Origin of the sequence: Coleofasciculus sp. E1-EBD-02 (genome assembly GCF_040218245.1) — a bacterium.
GTDB lineage: Bacteria > Cyanobacteriota > Cyanobacteriia > Cyanobacteriales > Coleofasciculaceae > Coleofasciculus.
Window position 1 is genome coordinate 1 of sequence record NZ_JAVJQN010000214.1, and the last position, 24,210, is coordinate 24,210.

At 44.7% G+C, this 24,210-nt stretch carries 22 protein-coding genes; 3 read left to right on the forward strand and 19 right to left on the reverse strand.

Annotated features, from left to right (window positions below):
- The 3 genes from RIC07_RS33150 to RIC07_RS33160 form a co-directional block, all read right to left on the reverse strand.
- Window positions 1-226: RRXRR domain-containing protein (locus RIC07_RS33150; RefSeq protein WP_446398238.1), on the reverse strand; the 226-nt coding region annotated here is incomplete at its 3' end.
- 427 nt (window positions 227-653) lie between these two features.
- Window positions 654-2,150, reverse strand: a complete 1,497-nt coding sequence (locus RIC07_RS33155) for a hypothetical protein (RefSeq protein WP_446398239.1) — start codon at window positions 2,148-2,150, stop codon at window positions 654-656.
- A 257-nt stretch (window positions 2,151-2,407) separates the two neighbouring features.
- On the reverse strand, window positions 2,408-2,791 hold the full coding sequence (locus RIC07_RS33160) for a metal-sensing transcriptional repressor (RefSeq protein WP_446398240.1): 384 nt from the start codon (window positions 2,789-2,791) through the stop codon (window positions 2,408-2,410).
- Window positions 2,792-3,023: 232 nt separating this feature from the next.
- On the opposite strand from RIC07_RS33160, the gene RIC07_RS33165 reads away from it, so the two are divergent.
- Window positions 3,024-4,226, forward strand: a complete 1,203-nt coding sequence (locus RIC07_RS33165) for an HhoA/HhoB/HtrA family serine endopeptidase (RefSeq protein WP_446398241.1) — start codon at window positions 3,024-3,026, stop codon at window positions 4,224-4,226.
- A gap of 154 nt (window positions 4,227-4,380) precedes the next feature.
- On the opposite strand, the gene RIC07_RS33170 is transcribed toward RIC07_RS33165, so the two are convergent.
- The 9 genes from RIC07_RS33170 to RIC07_RS33210 all read right to left on the reverse strand — a co-directional run bounded on the left by RIC07_RS33170 (window position 4,381) and on the right by RIC07_RS33210 (window position 11,451).
- A complete protein-coding gene (locus RIC07_RS33170; protein WP_446398242.1) occupies window positions 4,381-4,818 on the reverse strand; it encodes a hypothetical protein in 438 nt (145 codons plus the stop codon).
- A 195-nt stretch (window positions 4,819-5,013) separates the two neighbouring features.
- Window positions 5,014-6,453, reverse strand: a complete 1,440-nt coding sequence (locus RIC07_RS33175) for an eCIS core domain-containing protein (protein WP_446398243.1) — start codon at window positions 6,451-6,453, stop codon at window positions 5,014-5,016.
- A 46-nt stretch (window positions 6,454-6,499) separates the two neighbouring features.
- Window positions 6,500-6,892: a hypothetical protein gene (locus RIC07_RS33180; protein ID WP_446398244.1), complete on the reverse strand. Its 393-nt coding sequence runs from the start codon at window positions 6,890-6,892 to the stop codon at window positions 6,500-6,502.
- 36 nt (window positions 6,893-6,928) lie between these two features.
- Window positions 6,929-7,336 (reverse strand): hypothetical protein, encoded by a 408-nt coding sequence (locus RIC07_RS33185; protein WP_446398245.1) that lies wholly within the window; start codon window positions 7,334-7,336, stop codon window positions 6,929-6,931.
- A 409-nt stretch (window positions 7,337-7,745) separates the two neighbouring features.
- Entirely contained in the window at window positions 7,746-8,540 is a 795-nt protein-coding gene (locus RIC07_RS33190) for a HEAT repeat domain-containing protein (RefSeq protein ID WP_446398246.1), read from the reverse strand.
- A gap of 4 nt (window positions 8,541-8,544) precedes the next feature.
- Window positions 8,545-9,186 carry a hypothetical protein gene (locus RIC07_RS33195; protein ID WP_446398247.1) on the reverse strand — a complete coding sequence of 214 codons (642 nt, stop codon included), beginning with the start codon at window positions 9,184-9,186 and terminating at the stop codon, window positions 8,545-8,547.
- 55 nt (window positions 9,187-9,241) lie between these two features.
- Window positions 9,242-9,799, reverse strand: coding sequence for a hypothetical protein (locus tag RIC07_RS33200; protein ID WP_446398248.1), 558 nt, complete (start codon window positions 9,797-9,799; stop codon window positions 9,242-9,244).
- Window positions 9,800-9,813: 14 nt separating this feature from the next.
- Complete coding sequence (locus RIC07_RS33205) at window positions 9,814-10,215, reverse strand: hypothetical protein (protein WP_446398249.1); 402 nt, start codon at window positions 10,213-10,215, stop codon at window positions 9,814-9,816.
- 39 nt (window positions 10,216-10,254) lie between these two features.
- Window positions 10,255-11,451, reverse strand: a complete 1,197-nt coding sequence (locus RIC07_RS33210; protein ID WP_446398250.1) for a DUF6973 domain-containing protein — start codon at window positions 11,449-11,451, stop codon at window positions 10,255-10,257.
- A gap of 125 nt (window positions 11,452-11,576) precedes the next feature.
- Here RIC07_RS33210 and RIC07_RS33215 point away from each other — a divergent pair, with 125 nt between their 5' ends.
- Window positions 11,577-11,966 carry a hypothetical protein gene (locus RIC07_RS33215; RefSeq protein ID WP_446398251.1) on the forward strand — a complete coding sequence of 130 codons (390 nt, stop codon included), beginning with the start codon at window positions 11,577-11,579 and terminating at the stop codon, window positions 11,964-11,966.
- Window positions 11,967-12,317: 351 nt separating this feature from the next.
- Here the strand turns inward: RIC07_RS33215 and RIC07_RS33220 are convergent, their stop codons facing one another.
- The gene (locus RIC07_RS33220) at window positions 12,318-12,875 is read right to left on the reverse strand and encodes a histidine kinase (protein WP_446398252.1); all 558 of its coding nucleotides are present in this window, start codon (window positions 12,873-12,875) and stop codon (window positions 12,318-12,320) included.
- A complete protein-coding gene (locus RIC07_RS33225) occupies window positions 12,872-14,962 on the reverse strand; it encodes an eCIS core domain-containing protein (RefSeq protein WP_446398253.1) in 2,091 nt (696 codons plus the stop codon). Before RIC07_RS33225 ends, RIC07_RS33220 begins: the two co-directional genes overlap by 4 nt.
- 255 nt (window positions 14,963-15,217) lie before the next feature.
- Here RIC07_RS33225 and RIC07_RS33230 point away from each other — a divergent pair, with 255 nt between their 5' ends.
- A complete protein-coding gene (locus RIC07_RS33230) occupies window positions 15,218-17,314 on the forward strand; it encodes an ATP-binding protein (RefSeq protein WP_446398254.1) in 2,097 nt (698 codons plus the stop codon).
- Between the two features lie 497 nt (window positions 17,315-17,811).
- Here the strand turns inward: RIC07_RS33230 and RIC07_RS33235 are convergent, their stop codons facing one another.
- From RIC07_RS33235 to RIC07_RS33255, 5 genes are all read right to left on the reverse strand, one after another.
- On the reverse strand, window positions 17,812-18,591 hold the full coding sequence (locus tag RIC07_RS33235; protein ID WP_446398255.1) for a pentapeptide repeat-containing protein: 780 nt from the start codon (window positions 18,589-18,591) through the stop codon (window positions 17,812-17,814).
- A gap of 143 nt (window positions 18,592-18,734) precedes the next feature.
- A complete protein-coding gene (locus RIC07_RS33240; protein WP_446398262.1) occupies window positions 18,735-19,739 on the reverse strand; it encodes a zinc-dependent alcohol dehydrogenase family protein in 1,005 nt (334 codons plus the stop codon).
- 320 nt (window positions 19,740-20,059) lie between these two features.
- The gene (locus tag RIC07_RS33245; RefSeq protein ID WP_446398256.1) at window positions 20,060-21,070 is read right to left on the reverse strand and encodes an ABC transporter permease; all 1,011 of its coding nucleotides are present in this window, start codon (window positions 21,068-21,070) and stop codon (window positions 20,060-20,062) included.
- A gap of 348 nt (window positions 21,071-21,418) precedes the next feature.
- Window positions 21,419-23,791, reverse strand: a complete 2,373-nt coding sequence (locus tag RIC07_RS33250; protein ID WP_446398263.1) for a COR domain-containing protein — start codon at window positions 23,789-23,791, stop codon at window positions 21,419-21,421.
- Window positions 23,792-24,151: a leucine-rich repeat domain-containing protein gene (locus tag RIC07_RS33255; RefSeq protein WP_446398257.1), complete on the reverse strand. Its 360-nt coding sequence runs from the start codon at window positions 24,149-24,151 to the stop codon at window positions 23,792-23,794.
- Between the last annotated feature and the right edge of the window lie 59 nt (window positions 24,152-24,210).

The following is a 24,210-nucleotide window of genomic DNA, read 5'->3' on the forward strand; positions in this document are numbered from 1 at the left end:
ACTCTTCTTTTTCAGTTACAGCACTATACCCAACTGTTTGATAACCCGAATCAATGCCTAAAGTTACAGGTTGAGTATAACCTCGACATCCATAAAGAAGTTGAATTGTAAAAGGTCTACGAGCATAAATTTTGGCTCTGCTACTTTCTAACAACTTTCTCGCTTTACGAGGTGTTGTCGGCATCAAAGGTCTACCATGTTTGTTGACTACGAGTACTTTTTGCATTGGTTTGAACTCGATCAAGTTCGTCTCTTGCGAGTGGTTCACTTCGCCAAAGTTATCTCAGGTTTTGTACGTTCTACACACTTGTGTTACCCATCACAGATGTTTAATGTAAAACCGCCGTGTCACAGAACTGGTGAAGCATTCTGAAGTGCCTATATATTCTGAGATAACGTAGCTATTTCTAGCTGAGGCTAATCAACAAGGGCGCTTTTCACACGCCCCGCTTCTATCCGTTAAGGATGAAGCGTGGGTTGTTGACTCCAGACAATTTTAAGCTTTAATAGCCTGGAAGATTTGTCGAGTTGGCTGGAACAAGATACATCGGCGGAATAAGTTAGGAGACTGATAATTGTCCTAATTTTTGGCTCTAGCCAACCGACTTGAATTTTACGTACTTTCGCTAACCTTTTCCTACCCTCATCCCCTCTCAACGTTGAGACCAAGGAATCTCAGACTTATCGGCTAAGAGACTCGCCACCGCCGCCGCGCCATACCGATTAAGATGACTCGGATCAGCAAAATACTGATTCTGATTTTTCCATTGCTCTCCTAAATCAACAAAAACAAACTCATTCCGAGCCGCCTTCTGCTGCATTCGCTTGCGGAATTGCCGTTCACGAGTTAAACGCACCGAATCTAAATAATCATCACTTACAGGCAAATTTACAATCACCAAAGGAATCTGTTGCTGTGCTAAAAACGCCTGAATCGAATTCAACGCCACCGCCTGCGGACCGGCAAAGCTAAACGGTTGATAATCCGCATCATAACGCCCCGCCACACGCGGATTTTTCTGATAGTACGTTTTCGGGTCAAATTTACTATCCATCGGCAAAAAGCCATTGGCATCCATCGCGATCGCACTGTACCCTGTAGTATTGCGTGCCAGTGCTAGTCGTTGCGGTTGGCTTCCCCCTAACTGAGTTAAAAGTAACCGAGTCTCTGGGGTAGAGACAGGATTGCTACTGGTTTCAAAGGAAACGCGGGTTAATCGCCAGCGTTCAGCCGTATCATTAGCAGGTATCGTATCGCTCGGTTGTGTGGATTTCTCTGAGTCGGGACTCTGGGTGATTGATGCCGGAATCTCTTCACAAGTATTTGGGGTTTTGGTCGTCGATTCCGGTAGTTTGGGGCGATTCCCTGCCATTACCTGTTGATATCCTGCCGATGTTGCCAAACTATTATAAGTTTTATCCGTTCGCCCACTATTAAACGCCCGCACGCCATCTGCCCAAATCACCAGGCGCGGGAGTTGTTCCGGCGTTAAAAGTTGCCGCAGTTGAAAATCAACCACTTGAGCCGTCGCCCCATTCACGCCAAAGTTGAAAATTTTTAACCCCCCTTTGCCGTAACGCGCCAGAACTTGTTGCAGTTGTTGCGGATCAACACCAACTAATGCCCGTGAACTGCCTACAATCAGGACATCTGGCGGACCAACGGCGGCGACGTAAGACAGATACAGCAGGAGTTGTTCTTCAAAGATGGGGTTATTAAAGCTGGCAAAGGGTAGAGGAGACGTTTTTGTCGTCGCTTTTTGTTGGGCAACATCTAAGTTGTTTAGATATTCTGCCACCTTTTTCTGAGCAAACGCCCTTTTCGGACTATCCGGTGGCACCGACTGCATCGCTTCAATCGCTTGAATCCAGCCTAAGACAACCAAATCCCAATCTTGGGGGGATTGGGCAGATTGGGCAAGATTTGCCGCCCCCATCGCTTTGTCAATCGCTTTGGTAAAGGGATCAACTTGGGGCGGACAGGATGGGGCATTTTCCACCGCTAGAATTGATTCAGCTGGGGAGTCAGCTTGAGATGGGGAATGCTGACTTTCAGCCGTATCGGGAGGTGAATTCAAGGAACAGCCAGTTACCCCCACCAATAACGCGGCAAGGGCGGTATAGGGACGTTTCCAGTAAAAATTAGCCATAAGGCGATCGCACTCTCGATTGAAACCTTGTGCTGAGAACCACAATTAGCAGGAATTGATAGCCAGATCGTTTGATCCTTTCTTTATTATGCTCAAAATCGCGATCGCAAGAGATCAAACTTTCTCAATGTATCCACCAGTCCAGATTTTCTCCCTGCATCGCTACACACGGGCGGGTTTAATTCCATCTGGGTGAGGTCAGAAAGGATAATCGTGAAACCCGCCCCTACACAAACTCAAAACTCCCACCCAAAGAACTACGGCAAAAATCGATCTAAGGCGGTCTTTAATTGTTCAATTTCCGCTTCCATGTTACCTTCCTCCGCCGCCCGACCGATACATTCACTTAAATGCTCATCTAGAATAACTCGGGCAACTCGATTTAATGCGCCTCGCACGGCAGCAACTTGCACCAACACATCGGGACAAGGGCGACTTTCCTGTACCATCGTCTTAATCCCTCGGATATGCCCCTCAATTCGAGAAAGCCGATTGACTATTCGCCGCAGAGACTCTTCATCGTGAACATGGGCGTGGGTTGAGCCACCATGATCATGCTCATGCTCACCATGACTGCTGTGGAAGGATTGATTGAGGGAATCTGGGTTTGACGCTGACCGAGTATAGGTTTCATTAATCAATGGCTTAACTCCAGTTCGGGATTGGCAACGTTGATGGATTGGTTCTTCTGTTCATCCTAATCCAGAGTTGAGATGTTTGGGATTAAGGTTTTCTAAGGAAGGGGAACCGCCCATCGCTGAAACACTCTTGGCTCAAAGAACGTCCTGGATCAACCAGCCAATGTTAAGTGCTTGTGACAATAATTTGGATAGATGATCATAGATACATACAACTGAACTTAAGAATAAGGCTATGCGATTGACAACGTTGTTCCCTCGATTACGCCAAATCAGCGCTTATCTGATCGCGATCGCGACAGGTGTTCTGTTGACGGTTGGGTTTTATAATGTCTCACCCTCTCACGCTGAACCGATCTTGACAAATGAACCCGAATCCCCAATAGTTCTCGCCCAACGCCCACCCATTACCGATATCGGCGGCAGTTTTGTCACGGCGGCGGTGAATCAAGTGGGACCGGCTGTGGTACGAATTGACACGGAACGTACAGTGACACGCCGCCTCGATCCATTTTTCGATGATCCCTTCTTCCGGCGGTTTTTCGGGGAGGATGCATTTCCCCAAATGCCCCAAGAACGCCGTCTGCGGGGTCAAGGATCTGGGTTTATTATTGATCCCACTGGTGTAGTTGTCACCAATGCCCATGTGGTGGATCGGGCAGATAAGGTAACGGTGATTCTCAAAGATGGACGCCAGTTTGAAGGAAATGTCCAGGGTGTCGATGAAATCACAGATTTAGCGGTGGTCAAAATTGATGGCAACAACTTGCCCGTTGTCACATTGGGAGACTCGACTAATGTGCAAGTTGGGGATTGGGCGATCGCAGTTGGCAATCCCTTGGGGTTAGATAATACTGTAACCTTAGGAATTATCAGTACCCTCCAGCGATCCAGTGCAGAAGCTGGGATTCCTGAAAAACGACTCGACTTCATTCAAACCGATGCGGCAATTAACCCCGGTAACTCTGGCGGTCCACTCTTAAACCAACAGGGACAAGTCATTGGTATCAATACCGCTATTCGTCCTGATGCGATGGGGATTGGGTTTGCCATTCCCATCAATAAAGCCAAAGAAATTACTGCCAAGTTGATGCGGGGTGAAAAAGTTGTCCACCCGTTCATCGGCATTCGCATGACTACCCTAACCCCGCAACTGGCGCAAGAAAACAATCGCGATCCCAATTCCTCATTTATGGTGCCGGAGGTAAATGGGGTTTTAGTGGTGCAAGTTGTACCCGATTCACCAGCCGCAGCGGCGGGTATGCGTCGTGGCGATGTTGTCACAGCCATTAATGGACAATCGGTGACAAGTGCTGAACAGTTACAACGTTTGGTGGAGAATAGTGGTGTGAATCAACTTCTCCAAGTCAAAGTGGTGCGGGGGAACCAGACGAAAACACTATCAGTACGCACCAGCGAACTGCGAGAAACAACATAGCGCAACACATCGGTGTGATTCAAAGGGCGCACGTCTGTGCGCCCCTACCATTCCCATCCATCACATTAGATTGGGCTTTCCAGGACAAATTCCCAACCGCGATCGCACGGCTTCCCCTTCACCTTATACCTTTTCTCCGATTTGACGTTTTAATTTACCGTCTCCATCGCCGTACCAACTTTATAGGAGACGTCGCTTCTAGGCAAACCTCACCTGCCTGCAACTGTAATACGACCCCCACAGACTCTCCAAAGGCAGGTTGATCTGTTATTTTGGGAAAAGTCATATAAAATTCCAAAGAATCATTGGCGCTAACTTGGAAAGACTGGGGGTCTAAACTGACTTGTTCCTCTCGATCCCAGACAGTAACTGGCTGTACTAACTGACGCTCATCTCCTACCTTTAACCAAAGATGTTTCACAGAAGCTGAAAGGGGAGAATCGTCGGGGTTATTCAGTTCAAAGTGACCATGACCTATAGCTAAGTTTGACTCATAAGTGATGGTAACCGTTTGCCCAGTGAAAGTCGAATCAATGAGATTTGGGTTGACGACATTGAACAAGTAGGGAATAAAATAGCTAAATATATCCATTTAAAAGTAGGAAGAATACTCCGTCCTGAATTAACTAAAAATTTTATCTTCTTTTAGTCCGAATGCTGATTATATAGGGGCTTGCCAAAACAACCGTTTTACCATTTAGATCAAGTTCCACTTCTACTTGCATTTCACGATTTAAATAAGGAACGGCTGAAATAGCCTGAAAGCTGATTTCATATTGATTAGTTGTTAACGGGGGCTGTTCAATGTTGTTCGGATCAACTTCTTGATATGATAGAGAGTTCTGGCGACTTCTTCATTAGTAGCATTAGTGGCAATAATGATGGAACCGCCAAATGTTTCACCAGCTCCCAACATAGGATTGGGAACCCAGTTAGAACCATCAAATTCCTCATCAGCCCACTCTAAAGCACCAACCATTTGCACCTGAAGAGTCCTCAAGTCTCGGATCATAGCGGAATTCCATTGGCAAAGTAACTCCAACATACCAGCAAACGTAGAGGGATCAGTTGCTGAAGTGGGTAGTGCTATTGCTGGAAAAAGTTGATCTAATTTTTCAATTGTCGCTGCCCCGACTTCACCTTTGGGATCAGAGGTAATTTTGTTTTGTCTTTGAAAACTGTTAACCCGTTGTTCAGTTTCAGAACCAAATTTGCCATCCACCCCATGACCGAGGAATAAAATACCCGCATCGTGTATACCATGTTGGATTTTGCGAACAGCATCACCTTCATCGCCTTGTTTTAATGTGCCGTTACCATCATAAATATCTTCCAGGGTGGTATCTTTGGCAAAGCGGGGAGAACTTAGATCATGTCCATCACCTGTTGCTCGTTGGATTTGATTTCCAGCCCCTAATTTTTGCTGTATGTCATCTGTAAGGTTAGGGGTTTGCTGCACCACATGAGTTAATTCATGGGCTAACAACTCTTGCCCATCCCGACTTCCTGGATTATATTCTCCTTGCTTAAAAAAGATATCCGGACCCGTCGTAAACGCCCGGGCATTTAAGGAGCGATTAAGCTGATCAGCATTGCTATTGTTATGCACCCTCACGCCACTAAAATCAGCGCCAAACGCCTGCTCCATTGGCTCTCTAACGTCCTCTGAAAGCCCCTGTCCGCCACCTTTGGCTTGTTGAATACTTTGCTCAATAGAAGCATCAATCGCACCTCCACCAACACCACCATCACGCATCACTGTCGGCTGAGCGACTGGCTCGACTTTTCCTTGTACAGGTTGTTGGGACGTGGGAGAATTAATCTGTTCGACGACTTTGGCGGCTACGGCATCGGCTTCCTGTTCGTACTTATCTCCTGGCTGCCCGACTGTTAACTTTCTCTGGAGTGGAGTCAGGGTGTGTGGCGTCAGGGTGGGGATTGTCGAACCCACGACATCAGCAACTGAAATCCCTCGTGATTCTGACTGAGGCTGCACTGTTGGCGTTTCTGTCTCCTGGGAACTCTTGGCTTCCAGACTTCGCATCACATTCGCGGCTAGTGTATCCGCCGAGTCTCTGGAATATTTCCCTATTTCCGGCGACTGAGACGATTTTTGGTTGGGCTTGGGTTGAATCGAAAAATGCCCTAACTTAGACGGACTCTTGCTCTTTTTCTGTGCTGTGCTTGGAATCCAAGAGGAATTTTTCTTTTGCAGTGGTTTATACATGATGCAACCTCACTAAGGGCTTGAATATTTGATCAGAAAGTAGTCCTTACCCAAAAGTACCAGCTTTACTAAAAAAATCAATAACATTAATTGCTAAAGACAGGATTATTACGAAAATACTGGTAAACTGTGCAATTCTATATTTTTGTCTTCGCCGATGCTTGGAATTGATTATTTCCCATGACAAAATCAATGAACTATAAATGCAAATAATGGAGCCAACTAAAACCACTATATTAGTTACGGTAGGTGTATTTATTTGAAAATCAACTTTAAAGTCTTGCCAGTGATCATTAGATTGAAGAATTATCCTTGGCACATTGACTCCTGGAACCTGAATAAATAGCTCATAGATACTCATATATCCAGTAATCAATGAAAATGAAATGCAGGCAATATTAAAGCTAATTATACATAAATATTTTTTGAGGGCTGACATGATAAATCGGCTCAGTTACTTAGTTAGTCTATTGTTCTAGTTAGTTGGCTCCAAAGCTATGCGCTGCTTCAGGGCATTCAGAAAAATTTCTACCAAAGTTCTAGCCCCTGCATTCATTGACATCCCCAAAACAAAACCAAATCTTCCTGGAAGACCAAGTATACCTTCTGAATTTGCTCCTACATACAAAGCCGCTGCATCATTGACTTGATCAGTGTAGCTGTCTATCCATTCTGACTCATTAGAAAAGTTTGTACCATCCCAGTTGTTTAGACCAACCGCTTGAGCAAAAATACTGTAACGTCTATCGCGACTCGGCGTTCCCTGATCCGTGCTTCCATTAAGATAATACTCTCGCAAAATTTCCGATACTTTTCTGCCTCCTGATGTTTCATCAATATCAAATTGTTGATCAATGACATAAGCATCAATATTGCCAAGCATATCTTGAGGAGAGGCGTACTCATTGATAATAGCTTGCCTTTCTGTACTAGAAATTTGCTTGTCGTTACGAATCCATTGAAACTGAATTTCTGCTAATACACTACCTAAGTCTCCTACCCAAGTGACAGCATCAACGTTGTCGTCAATACCAATAGAAGATAACCCAGGAGCTTGAACTGACTGAGGATAGTTTAAAGCATCTAGACCAGCAAAGACATGACCTAGATCTATTTATTGAATCCAGCTTAATCCTGGAGGAAACTCTATCATCCTATCTCCTCATCGCCTATCCAGAACACTATCAGTACGCACCAGCGAACTGCGAGAAACAACGTAGCGCATAAAGCATAAATCTTGCCGTAACGCAGCCGACAAGCTCCGCGATCGCACTAACCAAAAAAGCGATCGCCTACACGTTATTAGATTGTGATTTTAACAGGGCTAATTTTGCTATAATATTCTGACTGTGACGAGCTAATAGTGGGAAACGCTTTTCAAGGAAATTCAATACTTGACAAATTTCGGATGCATCAGAAGTAATTGTTAAGGGTATTTTGCGATCTATCAAATCACCTAATACATTGAGCATAACGGTAGCTAAATCTTCATCAGCATTTTCCAAAAAAGTCAATAGCGATTTCAGGGCTTCCGTGTCACCAAGCCTGTATTTAGCTGCTAATAGTTCAGCTTTAACTTCTAGGGAATCTTCTGATTCAATGTAAGTTTGAAGCTGTGGTAATAGATCGGGTTTACCTACAAGTCCGAGGGAGTTAGCTGCATATGACCGAACTGCTTCATCAGGATCTTGCATTGCTAATTTTAAAGTATCTAGAGCATCAGGATCTCCTAGATCTCCAAGCGTTTCTGCTGCTGACGCCCGAACCAGGGGAGCTGGATCGTTAAGTAACAAGGACTCGATTGAATCTCTTGCTGGTTTATAAGCAAGTATTCCCAAGGAATCTGTTGCCCCCGATCTAACCAGCTCTTTTGGATCGACTAGTAAGTTTATAAGTGCAGAACCAACAGATTCAATTTCTTTTTCTCCCAAATCACCAAGAGCTTCTGCTGCACAGAAGCGAATTCCCTCATCAGAAGAGTGCAGTAATTCTAATATCACGGGTACAGCCGAATCAGCTTTCATTTTGACTAATGCCTGAAGTGGGAGAGCTTGCTCTTTAGGTTCGCCAGAAGCACACTTTTCCATTAACTTATAATCCTAGTATCTTACAAGAATAGCGTGATTGCGCTACCTCAATAAACACTCTTATCTCCTCATCCTGCTCTGGTTGTTCTTGAATCAGCTCGTGGACTTTCAGAACGGCAAAAGGCCATTTGTCTTCTTCATCTTCTTCTAGCTCGGAGAGTTCAGGCAAGTCCAAATCGACCAGTGAACCCCAATAACCTTCGAGCCATACCGCACATGAATTTGTAGTCTTTGGACAGATATCATTCAACGTAGATAAAAGTGATACACCCATACCCGTGTCATCTAGAGTTAAAAAGATAGCATCGTTGTCACGATCTTTATCAGATGTGCCTATAAAGGAATCACCCAAGGCAAGTCGGTACGAATCTTCAAAATGGATCACTACTGGAAGTCGAAGTCGCTTCCTTGTTTCAGAAGTCGTACTAGCTTCGTTGTTAAGCCAATTGAGTAGTTGACTTGATGGCTTAATTGGGAGTCCTGGAATGAAACTAACGGGATTTTTGGGTCTCATCGCGTTTGTAATTGGTGTTTCCTGGTTGTTTAATTCTGAGGTTAAAGGGATGGGGCTAGAGTTAACACTGGTTGAGCCTTGACATCCTAAGGTTAGTAGAACCATCAAACTAATCAAATTCATAGCTTTCATAGTATTATATATCTCCTCCCAGAATGGGGATCACCTCTGCCCATTACCAGACCGATTAAATCCAGATATCCAGGGTACTACGATCTTCATCTGTAGCCATACACAAAACTCCCATACCATCTACCACGGGCAAAATGGCTCCTCGACAGGAGATGGGTAACACAGGATGGTTGAAGTCACGACTATTCACTCCCCACGCTACGGCAAAGCCGACAGATGAAGAGCGAATTGTTAAGGCATCACATATATCTTCGACCATCAGTGGCAATATTTGGTAGGGAGATGTTCTCCAGCTCAAGAAATTTCCCAGTGGACTTTGAGTATCAGAGTTTGTCCTCTGAATAATTAAGGCAGAATAGTTACTCCAAGACGCATTATAAGCGAGTTCGGCTGTCAGGGTTAACCACCAGTATGCCCAAGACGGTAATAAATCACCATTATCGATTAGGCAACGTTTCCACGGTTCGAGAGCGTCGTAATCTATCATCCAGGCGGTTGTTCTTACAGAACCTTCCACCTGAACGAGTTTGCTGCCCAACTGTAAATCCTGCTCTAGTAACTCTACCGAGAGTTTACTCAGAGGAATACTTCGCAATACATCGCTTGTTGTCATACGAAGGCATAGCCCTATCCGCGACTAATAAAAAATTTAACTACTTTGTTTTCCTGATCATACTCAATTACATATTGTTCATAGTCAACTCCAAAAGGAGAGACACCTAAATCATACAAGTCTGCATTTTCTCGGACTTGCTCAGGTCGTCCAAGAATTTCTCTTACTACTTCTTGGGACATACCTTTGTGTAAAACTTCCCGTTCTAAAGCAGGAACCATACCAATACGAGGATTATCACGCTGATATTTTTTATATTGCGCTCTCCATAATGCGGAATCAAAATTTCCCGTAGAAATAGTGGTACTCATCACTTTCACCTGATTATTAGAGGTAATCACTGAACCGTTACCTGTAACCATTAATAAGAGTGTTATTGCCACGATGCCTGACACGGCTGCTATAACAAATTTCATCTTAAAATAATCTCCTGATATTCGGAGCAAACTGCGACACTATTGGGCAGATGCATTACCTTCAGGTACTGCTTGTCCACCTCTCCCTGGTGTTCCATCAGTTAAACCATGTTGCCACAAAGGAACTTGATTACTCCAAGCAAGCTTACTGCTTTGATCAATAACAATCAGTTCTCCATTATCGCTTGCCTGTCTAACCAAATCAGCTATTTCTACATCATTTGCCTCAGGATTATCGATAGCAATTTGCCGTCCGACTTCGTTATTATATAAATCCATAGCCTCGCGAGTGGCTGGGTTCCCTGGCAGTGCTTCATGAGCTGTGGTGAATTGATTAGTCCACTCTTTTCCAAAGTTCCTCACCAGTAAGCTGTTCCAATAAGCGTGACGGAAGGCATCCCGGTGACCATCATTACCTACCCATTCTGCTTGACGTTCATCCGGTACATAGGCAGGTATATTGCTTGGCTGAGGAAATTGATTCTCTGATTCATCAAATGCTCGATTTTTAATCGTATTAAATGTATTTAAGCCCATTAGTCCACGATTAAAACTAAGATTATCCAGCAATTCTGCTTCTGTCTCGGTTATCTCATATTCTCCTGTAAAAGGAATAGGTATAGCACCCAAAGCTGTGGGACTCCAATTCGTAACTTGATCATCCTGAACTTGATAATCTCTAATTATCTGCTCCAGCGGCGGTTTTTCAGATTCATCATCACGCTGAATAATTGGCTCAGCCTTAGCTTGCAGAGTTATATTTTTATACTCAACTGGCTGAACGCCAGACTCGACTTTTCCTTGTACGGATTGCTGGGACGTGGGAGAATTAATCTGTTCGACAACTTTGGCGGCTACGGTATCGGCTTCCTGTTCGTACTTATCCCCCGGTTGCCCGACTGTTAACTTTCTCTGGAGTGGACTCAGGGTGTGTGGCGTCAGGGTGGGCATTCTTTGTCCGACAACATCAGCCACTGAAATCCTTGATTCTGACTGAGGCTGCACCGTTGGCGTTTCTGTTTCCTGATCACCCTTAGCTTCCAAGTTTTGCATCACATTCGCGGCTAGTCTATCCGCCGAGTCTCTGGAATACTCGCCTATTTCCGGCGACTGAGACGATTTCTTATTGGGCTTGGGTTGAATCGAAAAATGCCCTAATTTAGATGGACTCTTACTTTTTTTCTGTACCGTTGTTGGAGTCCAGGAGGAATTTTTCTTTTGTAGTGGTTTATACATGATGCTGCCTCAGTTGCCTGATGATTTGTTGCTTCTGAACCTGTTGCCTCAAGAATTCTGGGTGATTCTCCCCTAAGCGAGCGCCTGCCTACTTCGGCGAAACACCTGTAACAAGACATCTTGAGATGTGGATAAATTATAAACGGTTTTTCCCGAATTTAACTCACACTGCAATAGGGTTTAACATAGAAGCCATTAAACCCTATAACCCTTCAGCCTTAGAGACGCTCTGCACTATCTTTAAGCTTTCTTCCTTTGAGCAATATATCCTCTTATTGTGCGTCGGGATTGAATTAGACAGAAAATTTAAAGTCTTGTGTGCCAAATTTCATGGTCATCCCGACCAAAATTATTCGACTCTGAATTTAGCGTTGGCTACGTTTAGCGAGCCTAATTTTCGTGTTTTCTCTTCCGCATCTCCCTTGGAATCCTGGGGACTGATTGAAAGTAGTGATGGTCAAACCCTCGGCTCTCCCGTACTTAGAGTGATAATAAAGTCTTATAAATTAAGCTAAAGTCCCATGATGTAATGCTTGTAGGTTGGGAAAACGCAAGGAAACCCAACTAATCCAGCTTAAAAGCTAGGTTTTCCTCCAATCAAGCTCATCGCTACACATATAAGTGAAATTTATCACACCATGTACGGGAGAGCCTACCTTTTCTCCGATTTGATGTTTTAATTTACCGTCTCCATCGTCTGACTAACTCTATAGGAGAAGTCGCTTCTAGGCAAACCTCACCTGCCTGCAACTGTAGTACGACCCCCATAAACTCTCCAAAGGTAGGTTTATCTGTTATTTGGGGAAAAGTCATATACAATTCCAAAGAATCATTGGCAGGTATATTGCTTGGCTGAGGAAATTGATTCAATCCACTAGATCAATGAAATCAATTGTTAGCATACATGGCGCTACAATGCTTGCAGCAGGCTGAGGAGATTTAGGACATTCTGGAACAATTTTACCGACCACAGCAACTCCTCGATTGTTATATCGTGTAATTTCATTAGTCGATCTTATGGCTTCAGAATGCCAGGGAGGATAAAGAAAGACCTCAGTGCCATCTTCCAACACCACAGCTACATGACCTTTATATCTCGGTGGTGGTTTGGGCCATCTTCTCACATCTACTTGAATGTATTGTCCAATTAGACGCACTTGTTTACCTTTATCTCTTGCTTGTAGTCTCTCATCCATTTCATCATCATCTATGGCATCGAAGGGGTCGGGAAAATGTTCCTCAATGTCAGTACGATTTAAAATAGTTGGCAATTCCGTCATATTACTTGCTGCTGTGGTTAAAGTTAAAACACCTGTTTGATTTGGCTGGCAACCTCCTAATGCTACACTTCCTATGAATAAAACTACAGTCTCTGCTAGTAAAACAGAAGTTAGAACTTGCACTCGCATCTCATCTTCTCTCATCTGCTATTAGACTCTACTACTAAAGTTGTGGGAGTTTCACCGTGCTGACCCGTATCTCGGTGTTCTTCGTGAAATGTTTGACCTTGCTTGCTGGAATCTTCTGCCGCAGACTGAGCTAAACCGTACATTTGGAATATCCAGTTAGTATTTGCTTCGTCATAGTCGCTTACAGAATAATTTTCAAGCGTTACGTTGTCTCTGCCGTTATCACTCTTCATTACAACACCTGCCCAATGGAAATTCCAAGTTCTTATTGGGTTCCCATTGATATCTCTCATAGGAGAACCACCACTAGAGATAGTGTAAGCTTGCCCAACTACAGGATTAGCCCAACGATTAATTCCTGTACGCCGATCTAAATTTTCCCTTGTTCTCGGTGATAGTTGATTGTAAATTCTCAAGAAATAATTAGCGAGTGCGGATATATGTCCTCTACTTTTCATTCGACTAATCCTTCTCTCGTCAAGCAACTTCTGTCCTAATTGTTGCTCGTAAACTCGAAGAATATTTTCCAAAACCTTCCACTTTATTACTTCAGGATCAAAGGTTTCAACAGTTCTTTTGTGTTGTCCGGTTCGACTAGCTGGATCTCTGTAGACACCTCTAGTTCCATTTTCTCCTCCAATAACATCTCTTGCCGATCTACCACAATCAGCCCAGATTATCATTCCATTTCCTTGAGTACCGTTACCTATATTTCGTGGTATGACCCTGACGAGATTTTTACGATTATTGTTTAGATCATGGACTCTTATGACATCAGTTTTATTTTCTACCAATTCGATCACTGAATTAACTGCTCTGAGTTGATTTGAAGAATGTTGAGCCTTGCCTGGTGCAGCCCATAACTTATGACTGCCATAGCCTTCTTGTTTAACAGCTACAGATCTGTCGTCCGATACACGGGTTATATCGGAAGGATCATTAGGATTTTGAGCCAAAAAGTAACGCTGAACTTGCAATTCTCCAGTAGATATCCTCTCAATTGGCTGCCAAGAGAGCGGCACAGTTATACCTTTACTTTGCTCTTCCATCTGGTCTGCCCCTACCTCATGTCTTTCCCCTGATTCACTGATTGTACGTTTGGGCTGAACTCCACCCGTCTGCTGTACCACATGAGTCATTTCATGTGCCAACAAAAGCTTCCCATCGGTTGAACCGGGATTATACTTCCCTTGGTTAAAGAAAATATCCTGCCCGTGAGTAAACGCCTGAGCGCCCAACTCCTGATTCATCTGCACCGCTTCACCACCCGTATGCACCCGCACTCCACTAAAGTCAGAACCAAAGCGCGGCTCCATAAACCCTCTCACGTCCTCCGATAAAGGAGAACCTCCACCCTTAGACGCATTCAAACGGCTCTCTAAATCCTCAGACGCTTCAGTTCCACCTGCTTGAAATGCCCGTTGCACTAATCCTTGCGTTTGCACCTGCTCAGATAATCGCCTCTGTACGACAGGCGTAATCGACTGTGCCAACGACTCTCTCTGAATGGGGTTATTCTCTTGTGCTAAACGCTGAACTGGAGCTGAATTGTCAGGAGGTGCTGACATAGAAACCACTTGAGCCGCCACTCGGTCAGCTTCTTGCTCGTAGGGATCTCCTGGCGCTCCGACAGTCAGTTTCGTTTGGATTGTTCCTGCCTCTGACGATATCTGCTCAATGTCTTTCCCGGTTGCGGTTGATTGTTCTTGTTGTTCAGATGCACAATCAGCACATTGCCGTTGAATTGGGTTTTCTGGCACGACTTCAGAAGCCATTCTTACTTGTGGAGTCAGGGTGCGTGCCATCACGGTGGGTATTCTCTGTCCGACGACATCAGCAACTGAAATCCTTGATTCGGACTGAGGCTGCACTGTTGGCGTTTCTGTCTCCTGGGCATCCTTGGCTTCTAGACTTCGCATCACATTCGCGGCTAGTCTATCCGCCGAGTCTCTGGAATACTCGCCTATTTCCGGCGACTGAGACGATTTCTTATTGGGCTTGGGTTGAATCGAAAAATGCCCCAATTTAGAAGGACTCTTACTTTTTTTCTGTGCCGTTGTTGGAGTCCAGGAGGAATTTTTCTTTTGTAGGGGTTTATACATGATGCTGCCTCAGTTGCCTGATGATTTGTTGCTTCCAAGCCTGTTGCTTCAAGAATTCTGGGTGATTTTTCCATAAGCAAACGCCTGCCTATTCCTGGGAAACACCTGTAAGCCAAGTGACCCAAGACGTCCTGAGTTGTGGCTAAATTATAAACTGTTTTTCCCGAATTTAACTCAAACTGCAATATGCCTTAATATAGAAGCCATAAAACCCTTACTGTCAACCTTAAGATATTTAAACAGCTCCATAACATCATGGATACTCCAGCATCGACCAACTGGTATCAAGCCAATTTTCAATATCTCCAGACAGCCGTTAATCAAGTTCGTCAGGTATTGGAAGATACAATTAACCGTGACCAAAATCAGACGAGTCCACTCAGATTTGAGACAACCTTAGCGCCAGACGCCTTTGCTCTCCTACAAAATAAGCCTTCAGCCTTAGAGACGCTCTGCACAATCTGTAAGCTTTCTCCCTTTGAGCAATATATCCTCTTGTTGTGCGTCGGGATGGAGTTAGACAGAAAATTTAAAGTCTTGTGTGCCAAATTTAACGGTCATCCCGACCAAAATTATCCGACTCTGAATTTAGCGTTTGCTACCTTTAGTGAGGCTCATTTCCGTATTTTCTCTTCCGAATCACCTTTAGAATACTGGGGACTGATTGAAAGTGGTGAAGGTCAAAGGCTCTCTCACTCTCCTCTACGTATTAATCGGCGCATTTTCTGCTATCTATTAGGTGAACCTTGTCAGGATGATGGCTTGATTGGCATCCTCAAACCTATACCCCCTTTACCTCCAACGTCTCTTTCCCCTTCCCACCAACAACTTACCGACCAACTTATCACCACTTGGTTTCAGAACAAACCGACATCTATCTTTCCTATCGTTCAATTGTGTGGTGCTGAAATCGGCGCAAAACATACCATTGCTGCGGCTGGTTGTAGTGCTTTAGGTTTGCGTCTGAATTTAATTTCCGCATCCCTGCTTCCCCTTAATCCTTATGAACTCTATCAATTAAAACAGCGGTGTTTACGGGAAGCTATATTAACCAACTGTGCCCTTTTACTCACTTGCGATGAACTGCATCAAACCGATGGGATGCGAGAGTTGGCTATCTTTCAGTTCGTTGAGGACTTAAATCTGCCTTTAATTATTAGCACTCAAGAACGACAACCACAACGCCAGCGCCCGATGATTACGTTGGATGTGGGTCAACTCAGTCACAGGGAACAAAAGTTGATTTGGGAGTCGTATCTCGGTTCAACGGCGTCAGAATTAAATGGACAAATCGATACGCTAGTGTCTCATTTTAATCTCAATCCTCTAGCCATTCAAGCGGCTTGTTTATCGCTGGAAGGGATAGAGTTTCCTCCAGTCAAAACCGAGCCAGCTAAGGAGACAGAACCTGAGAAACCGGCTTCCTCTTCAAGGCGTACTCGCAAATCTAAAAGCCAAACATCAAAACCCAAAATAGAGAATCATTTCTCTCCGTTGCAAACTCACTTGTGGGATTTCTGTCGCACTCAAGCCCGTCCCCGATTAGATGATTTAGCACAACGGATTGATGCTGTAGCGACTTGGGAGGAATTGATTCTACCTGAACGGGAAAAAAATACATTACAGGAAATTGCGGCTCATGTTCGACAACGAGCGAAAGTCCATCAAGAGTGGGGATTTGCCGGAAAAGGGGGACGGGGTTTAGGGGTTAGCGCTCTCTTTTCTGGACCGAGTGGTACGGGGAAAACGATGGCGGCGGAAGTCTTGGCAAAGGAATTACGCCTGGATGTTTATCGCATTGATTTGAGTGCGGTGGTGAGTAAATATATTGGTGAAACGGAAAAGAATTTACGGCGTATTTTTGATGCAGCGGAAACGGGTGGGGTGATTTTGCTGTTTGATGAAGCGGATGCTTTGTTTGGAAAACGAACTCAAGTTAAAGATTCCCATGACCGCCATGCGAATGTGGAAGTGAGTTATTTACTACAACGGATGGAAGCGTATCAGGGATTGGCAATTTTGACGACGAATCTGTTAGAATCATTAGACCAAGCGTTTCTGCGTCGGATTAATTTTTCGGTTAAATTTCCGTTTCCTGATGCTGAAGCGCGAGCCGAGATTTGGCAGCACATTTTTCCCGAAGAGACGCCGACGAAAAGGTTAGATATGAAAAAGTTGGGTAAGGTGAATATGGCGGGTGGAAATATCCGCAATATTGCCCTAAATGCAGCGTTTTTAGCTGCTGATGCGGGAGAACCTGTGATGATGAAACATATTTTACAAGCGACGAAAAGTGAATCTCTTAAGTTGGGGAGAATTTTGACCGATGTAGAAATCAGTGGCTGGGTTTGATGGTATCTAAAGAGGCAGAGAAACCCCATGCAAGAGGAGGCGATTGAAATCGCTGCTACACAAACCAAGTCCGCCTGCGCGGACTAGATTGCGGACTAGATTAGGGTCTGCTGAATAAGTGGTGAGGTGAGGGGGAGATGGGGAAGATGGGGGAGATGAGGGAGATGCTGCTTCCCGTGCAAAAGTGCTTTCGTTTTTGACCGAAGAGGCATTAAAGCCTTGCACTTATTGGGTCAAAAAATGGCTTTCCACCCTTGTGTGGTATACCATCTACATTCATGCAGCAAGCCCTAGATTATAAAGGGGTGGCTAACCCGAATTGGGTATGAAACGTCAGGTAAGGATGTAAGGTAGAAGGACATGATAGTATATCCTGTAGTATCGGACACCCCGCCAGATGTAGGAGAACACGATAGTATAGAAACCTACAATAGGCATGACTTTAGGGGTTGACAATCAAGCATTTTATGGCACTAAAGTGCCTACTACGAACAGGTCTATTCAGGAAATTTTTGTTCAGATGAGGCTAGGGCTTTAATCGTCTCTATTCCCCATTCAGTTAAGGGCTGATTGAGGGTGAGTAAATAGTCCCATCCTTGGCGATACATGAGCAGTAATTCAGCCAGGTTTTGTTTGTCTTTTTCGTCCCCAGCCGCTTGTCGTAAAATTTCTGCTAATAATTCGGGCGAATTTAAGTTTAATGTAGTATCTTTTAGGTTAACTTCAGTCAGGTTAGCTCCACTGAAATTAGTGTCCTGCAAATTAGCACCATTCATATCTGCCCCAGTCAAATTAGCGCCGACTAAACGCGCATGACTTAAGTCTGCTTCACTCAAATTCGCCTCAGTTAAATTTGTCAGGCTCAACTCACTCCAACTGAGGTTGGCTTTATATAAATTGGTCTGACTCAAATCAGCGTTAATCAAGTTGGCATTGCTCAGGTTTGCTCCGACTATGGTAATGCCAGTTAATTGAGCGTTGATTAATTGAGCGCCGATGAGTTTTGCACCGCTGAGATTGGCGTTAATTAAGTTGGCTTCTATCAGGATGGCATCGGTTAAATTGGTGGCAACTAAGATAGCGCCACTAAGGTTAGCATTCAGGAATAGGGTTTGACTCAAGTTTGAGCCAAATAAAACTGTGTTGCTCAAATCAGCATGACTGAAGTTCGCCTCTTGGAGTCTTTCAGCAATGAGTGTTGCACCTTGTAACTTAATCCCCGAAAAGTTGCGTTGATTTTGGCTATATTGCTGAAGCAGTTGGTTCTCTTGTTCCATTGTTAGTAATGAGTTATGACTTATAAGCCCTCACCCTCAGCCCCTCTCCATCCCCCCTAGCCCCCCTTTGAAAGGGGGGAATGAAGGGAGAGGGGAGCAAGAGAGGCTAATCCATCAAATTAGGTGTGCCATGGGACTTCTATTTATGCAATCTGCAAGGCGATTTTTCCAGTGGTTGATCCTGATTCTATAGCTTGATGAGCGCTAACGGCGTCGGGGAGGAGAAAGGTTTGAGAGAGGTGAATGTTCAGTTTGCCTTCATCTATCCATTGGGCGCATTGTTCGAGAATCTGGGTTTGGTGTTCCTGGGCGGCTACTAATCCTTGGAGTGCTGGTGTTAGCATGAGTTCTAGGCTAATCCGCAGATTTCGCGATCGCGCCGTTTTCAATTTCCCGATACTATAGTCAGGTTCGAGAATGGTGACCAAATCCCCGTAGACTTTCACGGCGGGAACGGTGTCGTAAAAGGTTTGACCGCCAACAGTATCAAAGGCGACATCTACACCCTTTCCCTCTGTCCAATCTAATGCAGCTTGGGCAAAGTCGGTTTGTTTGTAAAGAATAGGTTCGTCTGCGCCTAATTGACGCACTAATCGGGCTTTTTCCTGGGAACTCACCGTTGTACACACATTAGCCCCTTTGATTTTGGCAAGCTGAATGGCAACATGTCCCACACCACCAGCACCACCATGAATCAGCGCCGTTTGTCCGGCTTCTAAGCGCCCTCGGTCATATAAGGCTTCCCAGGCGGTAATTAGCACTAACGGTGCGGCGGCGGCTTCTGTAAAGGATAAGGATTTGGGTTTTCGGGCGACCCAACGTTCATCCACAACCGTAAGTTCGGCATAATTTCCTGTACCCGATTTGCCTAATCCGCCCGCACAGAAATACACCTCATCACCAACCTGAAATCGGCTAACAGCAGACCCCACGGCTTCCACGACACCCGCCCCATCACAGCCTAAAATCGCAGGCATTTCGTCGGGATAGAATGTGCCACGGCTTCGCAGTTTGGTATCGATGGGGTTAACCCCTGCGGCTTGGAGTCGTACTAATATGTCTCTATCGGTTTGCAGTTTCGGTTCGGGTACGTCCTGCAATTGCAGCACTTCTGGTTTACCCGGAGTAGTCATGACTACGGCTTTCATTCCTTTGTCCTTTGTCATTCGTCCTTTGTTATTTGTCCGTTGTCATTTGTCCTTTGTCAAGGAATAGGGAATTTTTTCTAAAAACGGTAACATATAGATACAAAATATCCCCTCTGATGCCTGATAATTTATCTGACTTTTCACGGGAAGTCTAGAAACTATTGTAGAGACGCGCCATGGCGCGTCTGGGCGGGTTTAGTTACATCAGGTTGCAACCGAAAAGATAGTGGTGAAACCCGCCCCTACAGAATTCACACTCACTTTGCGTCACATACCGTGAAAGGTCAGGATAACTGATGACTTCCGCCTAGCGTTACTAGCTATTTATACTTAATTCTCGGATCAACTAGCGCATAGGAAATATCAACAACAAGATTAACCAATACAAAGATAATCGAGACAACAACGACGCCACCCTGTACAACAGGATAGTCTCGTGCCAAAATTCCTTCGTAAATCCAGGAACCAATTCCGGGCCACGAGAAGATGGTTTCGGTTAAAATCGCACCGCCTAAGAGTGTACCAAACTGCAAACCAATTATCGTCACCACAGGCAATAGAGCATTTTTTAATCCATGGCGAAGAATCACCCAATGTTCGGGAATACCTTTTGCCCTCGCTGTGCGAATATAGTCCTGGGAGAGAACCTCTAACAGAGAAGAACGAGTAATTCGCGCTAAAATGGCTAAGGGAATTGTGCCGAGGGTTAGAGCAGGTAAAATGAGGTGAGCGAGAACATCTTGCAATAGGTTGATGTCTAATTTGAAAATTGCATCTAAGATGTAAAATCCGGTAATCGGTTGAAAGCTTAATCCCGCTTCAATACTAATCCGTCCACTGGGGGGGAACCAGTTCAAGGTAACGGCAAACAGATAAATTAAGAGCAATCCCAGCCAATACACGGGCATGGAAACCCCCAGTAATGAGCCAATCATGGTTAGGTTATCGGCGGGACGATTCTTATAAACCGCCGCTAAAACTCCAGCCGGGATTCCCAAAATTACGGCAACTATCATGGCGGCTAGGGATAATTCAAATGTGGCGGGAAAGCGGGTTTTAATTTCATCAATAATCGGAATACCGCTGATAATGCTGGTGCCGAAGTCGAGATGGAGTAGATTCTTGATAAAAGTGAGGTATTGCAGGGGGAGGGGTTGATTTAAACCCAGTTGTTCCCGTAACGCTTCTACCTGTTCAGGAGTCGCCCGTTCTCCTAGCAGAACCGTTGCGGGGTCACCGGGGATTAGGTGAAGGAAGAGGAAGACTAACAGGGTAATACCGAGGAGAACAGGTAACAGGTTGAGTAGACGCTTGATGATATAGTGAGTCATCTTCGGGTTTAACGTTTTTCACCTCAATTCTTTATCCTATAATGGTTTTTACGGTTAAAATGGGCGCACGTCGGTGCGCCCCTACTGGCTTGACACAGCTAAAATTGTGGAATAAATTTTATCATTGAATCGGGCGCAAGTCTTTGCGCCCCTACAGTTTCCGGGCGTAATTCTAATTCATCAAATAAGGTGTGCCACGCCACTACGTCATTTGTATGTTGTAGGTTGGGTTTCGACTTCGCTCAACCCAACGGAATCTAGTGCCAAAAAAGTAGGCACTTGTAGAGACGTTGCATGCAACGTCTCTACCCTAAGATGCGTCCTAACCGCTAGGGCGATTGCTATAAGCTAGAACTGGGGCATTTTCGACTGACGATTCTGATAGTGTTTTTCACATAACCAAAGGTAGTCTCCGGTATACGTCGGTAGTCGCTTAAGTCCCAACCGTTGATGATGGGGGTCTTCCTCATTTAAGAAAGAATGTAACGCCAATATTCCCGAACGTTCCGCTTGAGTAAGTAAGCCATCTCGCATCCCGACGGTTCCATCAATCAGGAGTTTGTTATCGCTGAGAATCGTATTGGTTAACTCCTTCATTATCTCCAATTGATATTGAATATTACTAACTTTCATAAACTCTTCGCCAAAAAACATATTCGCGACGGGTGCGGTAATCGGAGTTAAGGTTTTTAACACCCCCGCAATTAAATTAGCGTAGGGAGCAACTTTTTCTACCCATTCACGCGGCGCTTTAAAGTCATAAACTCCTTTATCGATATCATGGACAGGATGCTGACAATTCGGTTCCTCACACCACAAATGCAGCCGATACTTTTTACTCGTCAACCGTCGCCAGTTCCCTTCCCTCGGTTCCAGGGTAAACAGTCGCGGTCCCCGTTTGGATTCGCTGGCTACAGCTTGCATAATCCCCATCACATAGTTGGCGATGCGGCTTTCAAATTCCTGGAGATTCTGCTGAATTTCCGCCAACCCACGCTCAACTTTAACTTCAATGCGACTCAATTGTTCTCTCGTATCTTCCTCTTCCAAACCGAAGAGTAAATCAACAATTTTGTGGCGGGTGCGACAAAACTGACAGCGATAGTGAGTATCCCCTTCCTCCAGAAACTGGCGTAATGCACCAATTTCAAACCGTCCCATACAGGCTTTTCCCTGATTCTTAGTGGGACAAGGAACGGCAAAATAATAACGACCCTCCAATCCGGGCCACGTATCCGAAATCAGCTTTTGTAGCGTTTGCTGGAGTATATTGGTAAAGTATTCGGGCCACACCGCCTCAGTATACAGATGAAGTTCTCTGTCTCGCAATTCCAGCATCGCCTCACCATGGGTTTTATTCCGCAGGAACATCCCCTTTTGCCAGTGTAATCGATGGGTTTTCCCATCCGGTTCATGGCGTTGATAGATATAGTCATGAGTGCGAACAATCATCCAGGGAATTAGTCCCGGTGGCGATTCTTCCATCACACAAACGGTAGCAATTCGCCGCCGATTGTTCGCGGGTTCTTCCTCCGGTAGCCAGGGGAGATTGGGACGAATTTGGGGTACGTGTTGCGCGACTAAACTGGCGGTTCCATCTTCCAAACGGTAGGACACATCGTATTTTTCCATCAGTCGCAGGAAGAAGGGATACAACTCTGAGGGGTAGCGCGTTTTACCATCGGCTGGATTTTCCCACCATACCTCTAGTAAGCGGTTATCCGATAAGATACCATCCATTTCTTGAGTTGTGCGGTCTTCTAGAACAAAACCAATAGCTTTAGTTAACCATTCCGGCTGTAATACCACATCATCTTGTAACCGTTCATCCTCACTGTAGTAAACGATATACCCTAAATCATGCATCAAGTCAGCCAAGGTTTTTGTGGCAATATCATTTAGACCATGAGCCGAGCAAACTGTGGTAAATTCAGTGTAGGAAATCCGAGGTTTATTAATTGCTAATAGTTCATCCCGTGACTCTCGCCATGCTTTATTGAGTACCACTCCCATTTGGTCAAAATCTTGCGCGGTTTCAGCAATGATTTGTTTGAGTTGGGCAATACCCACTTTTTCCCCAGTAGCGGGGTCATCGACTAAACTATCGACTTCATGAAAGCCAACAATCATGTCACCAAAATCACGTTTGAGGACTGGTTTATCGATGCGGGCAATATGTTGACCGGATTGGCAATAAGTAGAAATAATAATCACACGAACTTCATCGCCAACTCGCAACCGTAGCAGTTTTAGCCAGTCTTCTACTTGGCATTGCTGCACACCTCGGCGTGGTTCCCAAACGAGTAAGTAGACGGAACGTTTACTGAAGAAAAATTGGTGCGTGACGCGATAGACTTCCTGACCGCCAAAGTCCCAAGCATTCAGTTTAATTTCAACGTTTTCTTTTTGAGGATGGGGTAGATGGAGCGCTTGAATGGCAATATCAACTCCATGAGTGGTTGCTTCATTGTTTTGAGGGTCTTTACCTGTTAGTGCTTTCAGGAGGGTGGTTTTTCCTACTCCGCCTTCACCGACTAAAACTAATTTGGCTTCGTAAAATTCTTCACGTTGGTCGGGTTCTTGTATACTTCTTAAATAGGCTTTTAGTTCGTCTAGTCCGCTTTGATAGGCACTTTTTACGACAGGGTTAAGAGGATTATTGTCTAAATTCAGCTTTTGAAGGTTAGCTAATTGACCGATGCATTCCGGTATCTCTGTTATTTAATTTTTTCCTAAATTAAGCACTCCTAGGTTAGTTAATTGACCGATGCATTCCGGTATCTCTGTTATTTGATTTTTTCCTAAATACAGCCCTTGCAGGTTAGTTAATTGACCGATGCATTCCGGTATCTCTGTTATTTGATTTCTATCTAAAAATAGCACGTTAAGGTCAGTTAATTGACCGATACATTCCGGTATCTCTGTTATTTGATTTTCTCCTAAAAACAGCCCTTTAAGGTTAGTCAATTTACCGATACATTCCGGTATCTCTGTGATACCTTTACCCGATAAATTCAGATTTGTTACTCCTTCACGGGCTGCCTTCTCGATAATTTCGAGTAATTCTGCTCTATCCGTCATTCTATCTCGTCCTCACTCAAAGCCACCCGAACAGGATTATGGCATCTCTTAACTTGGCA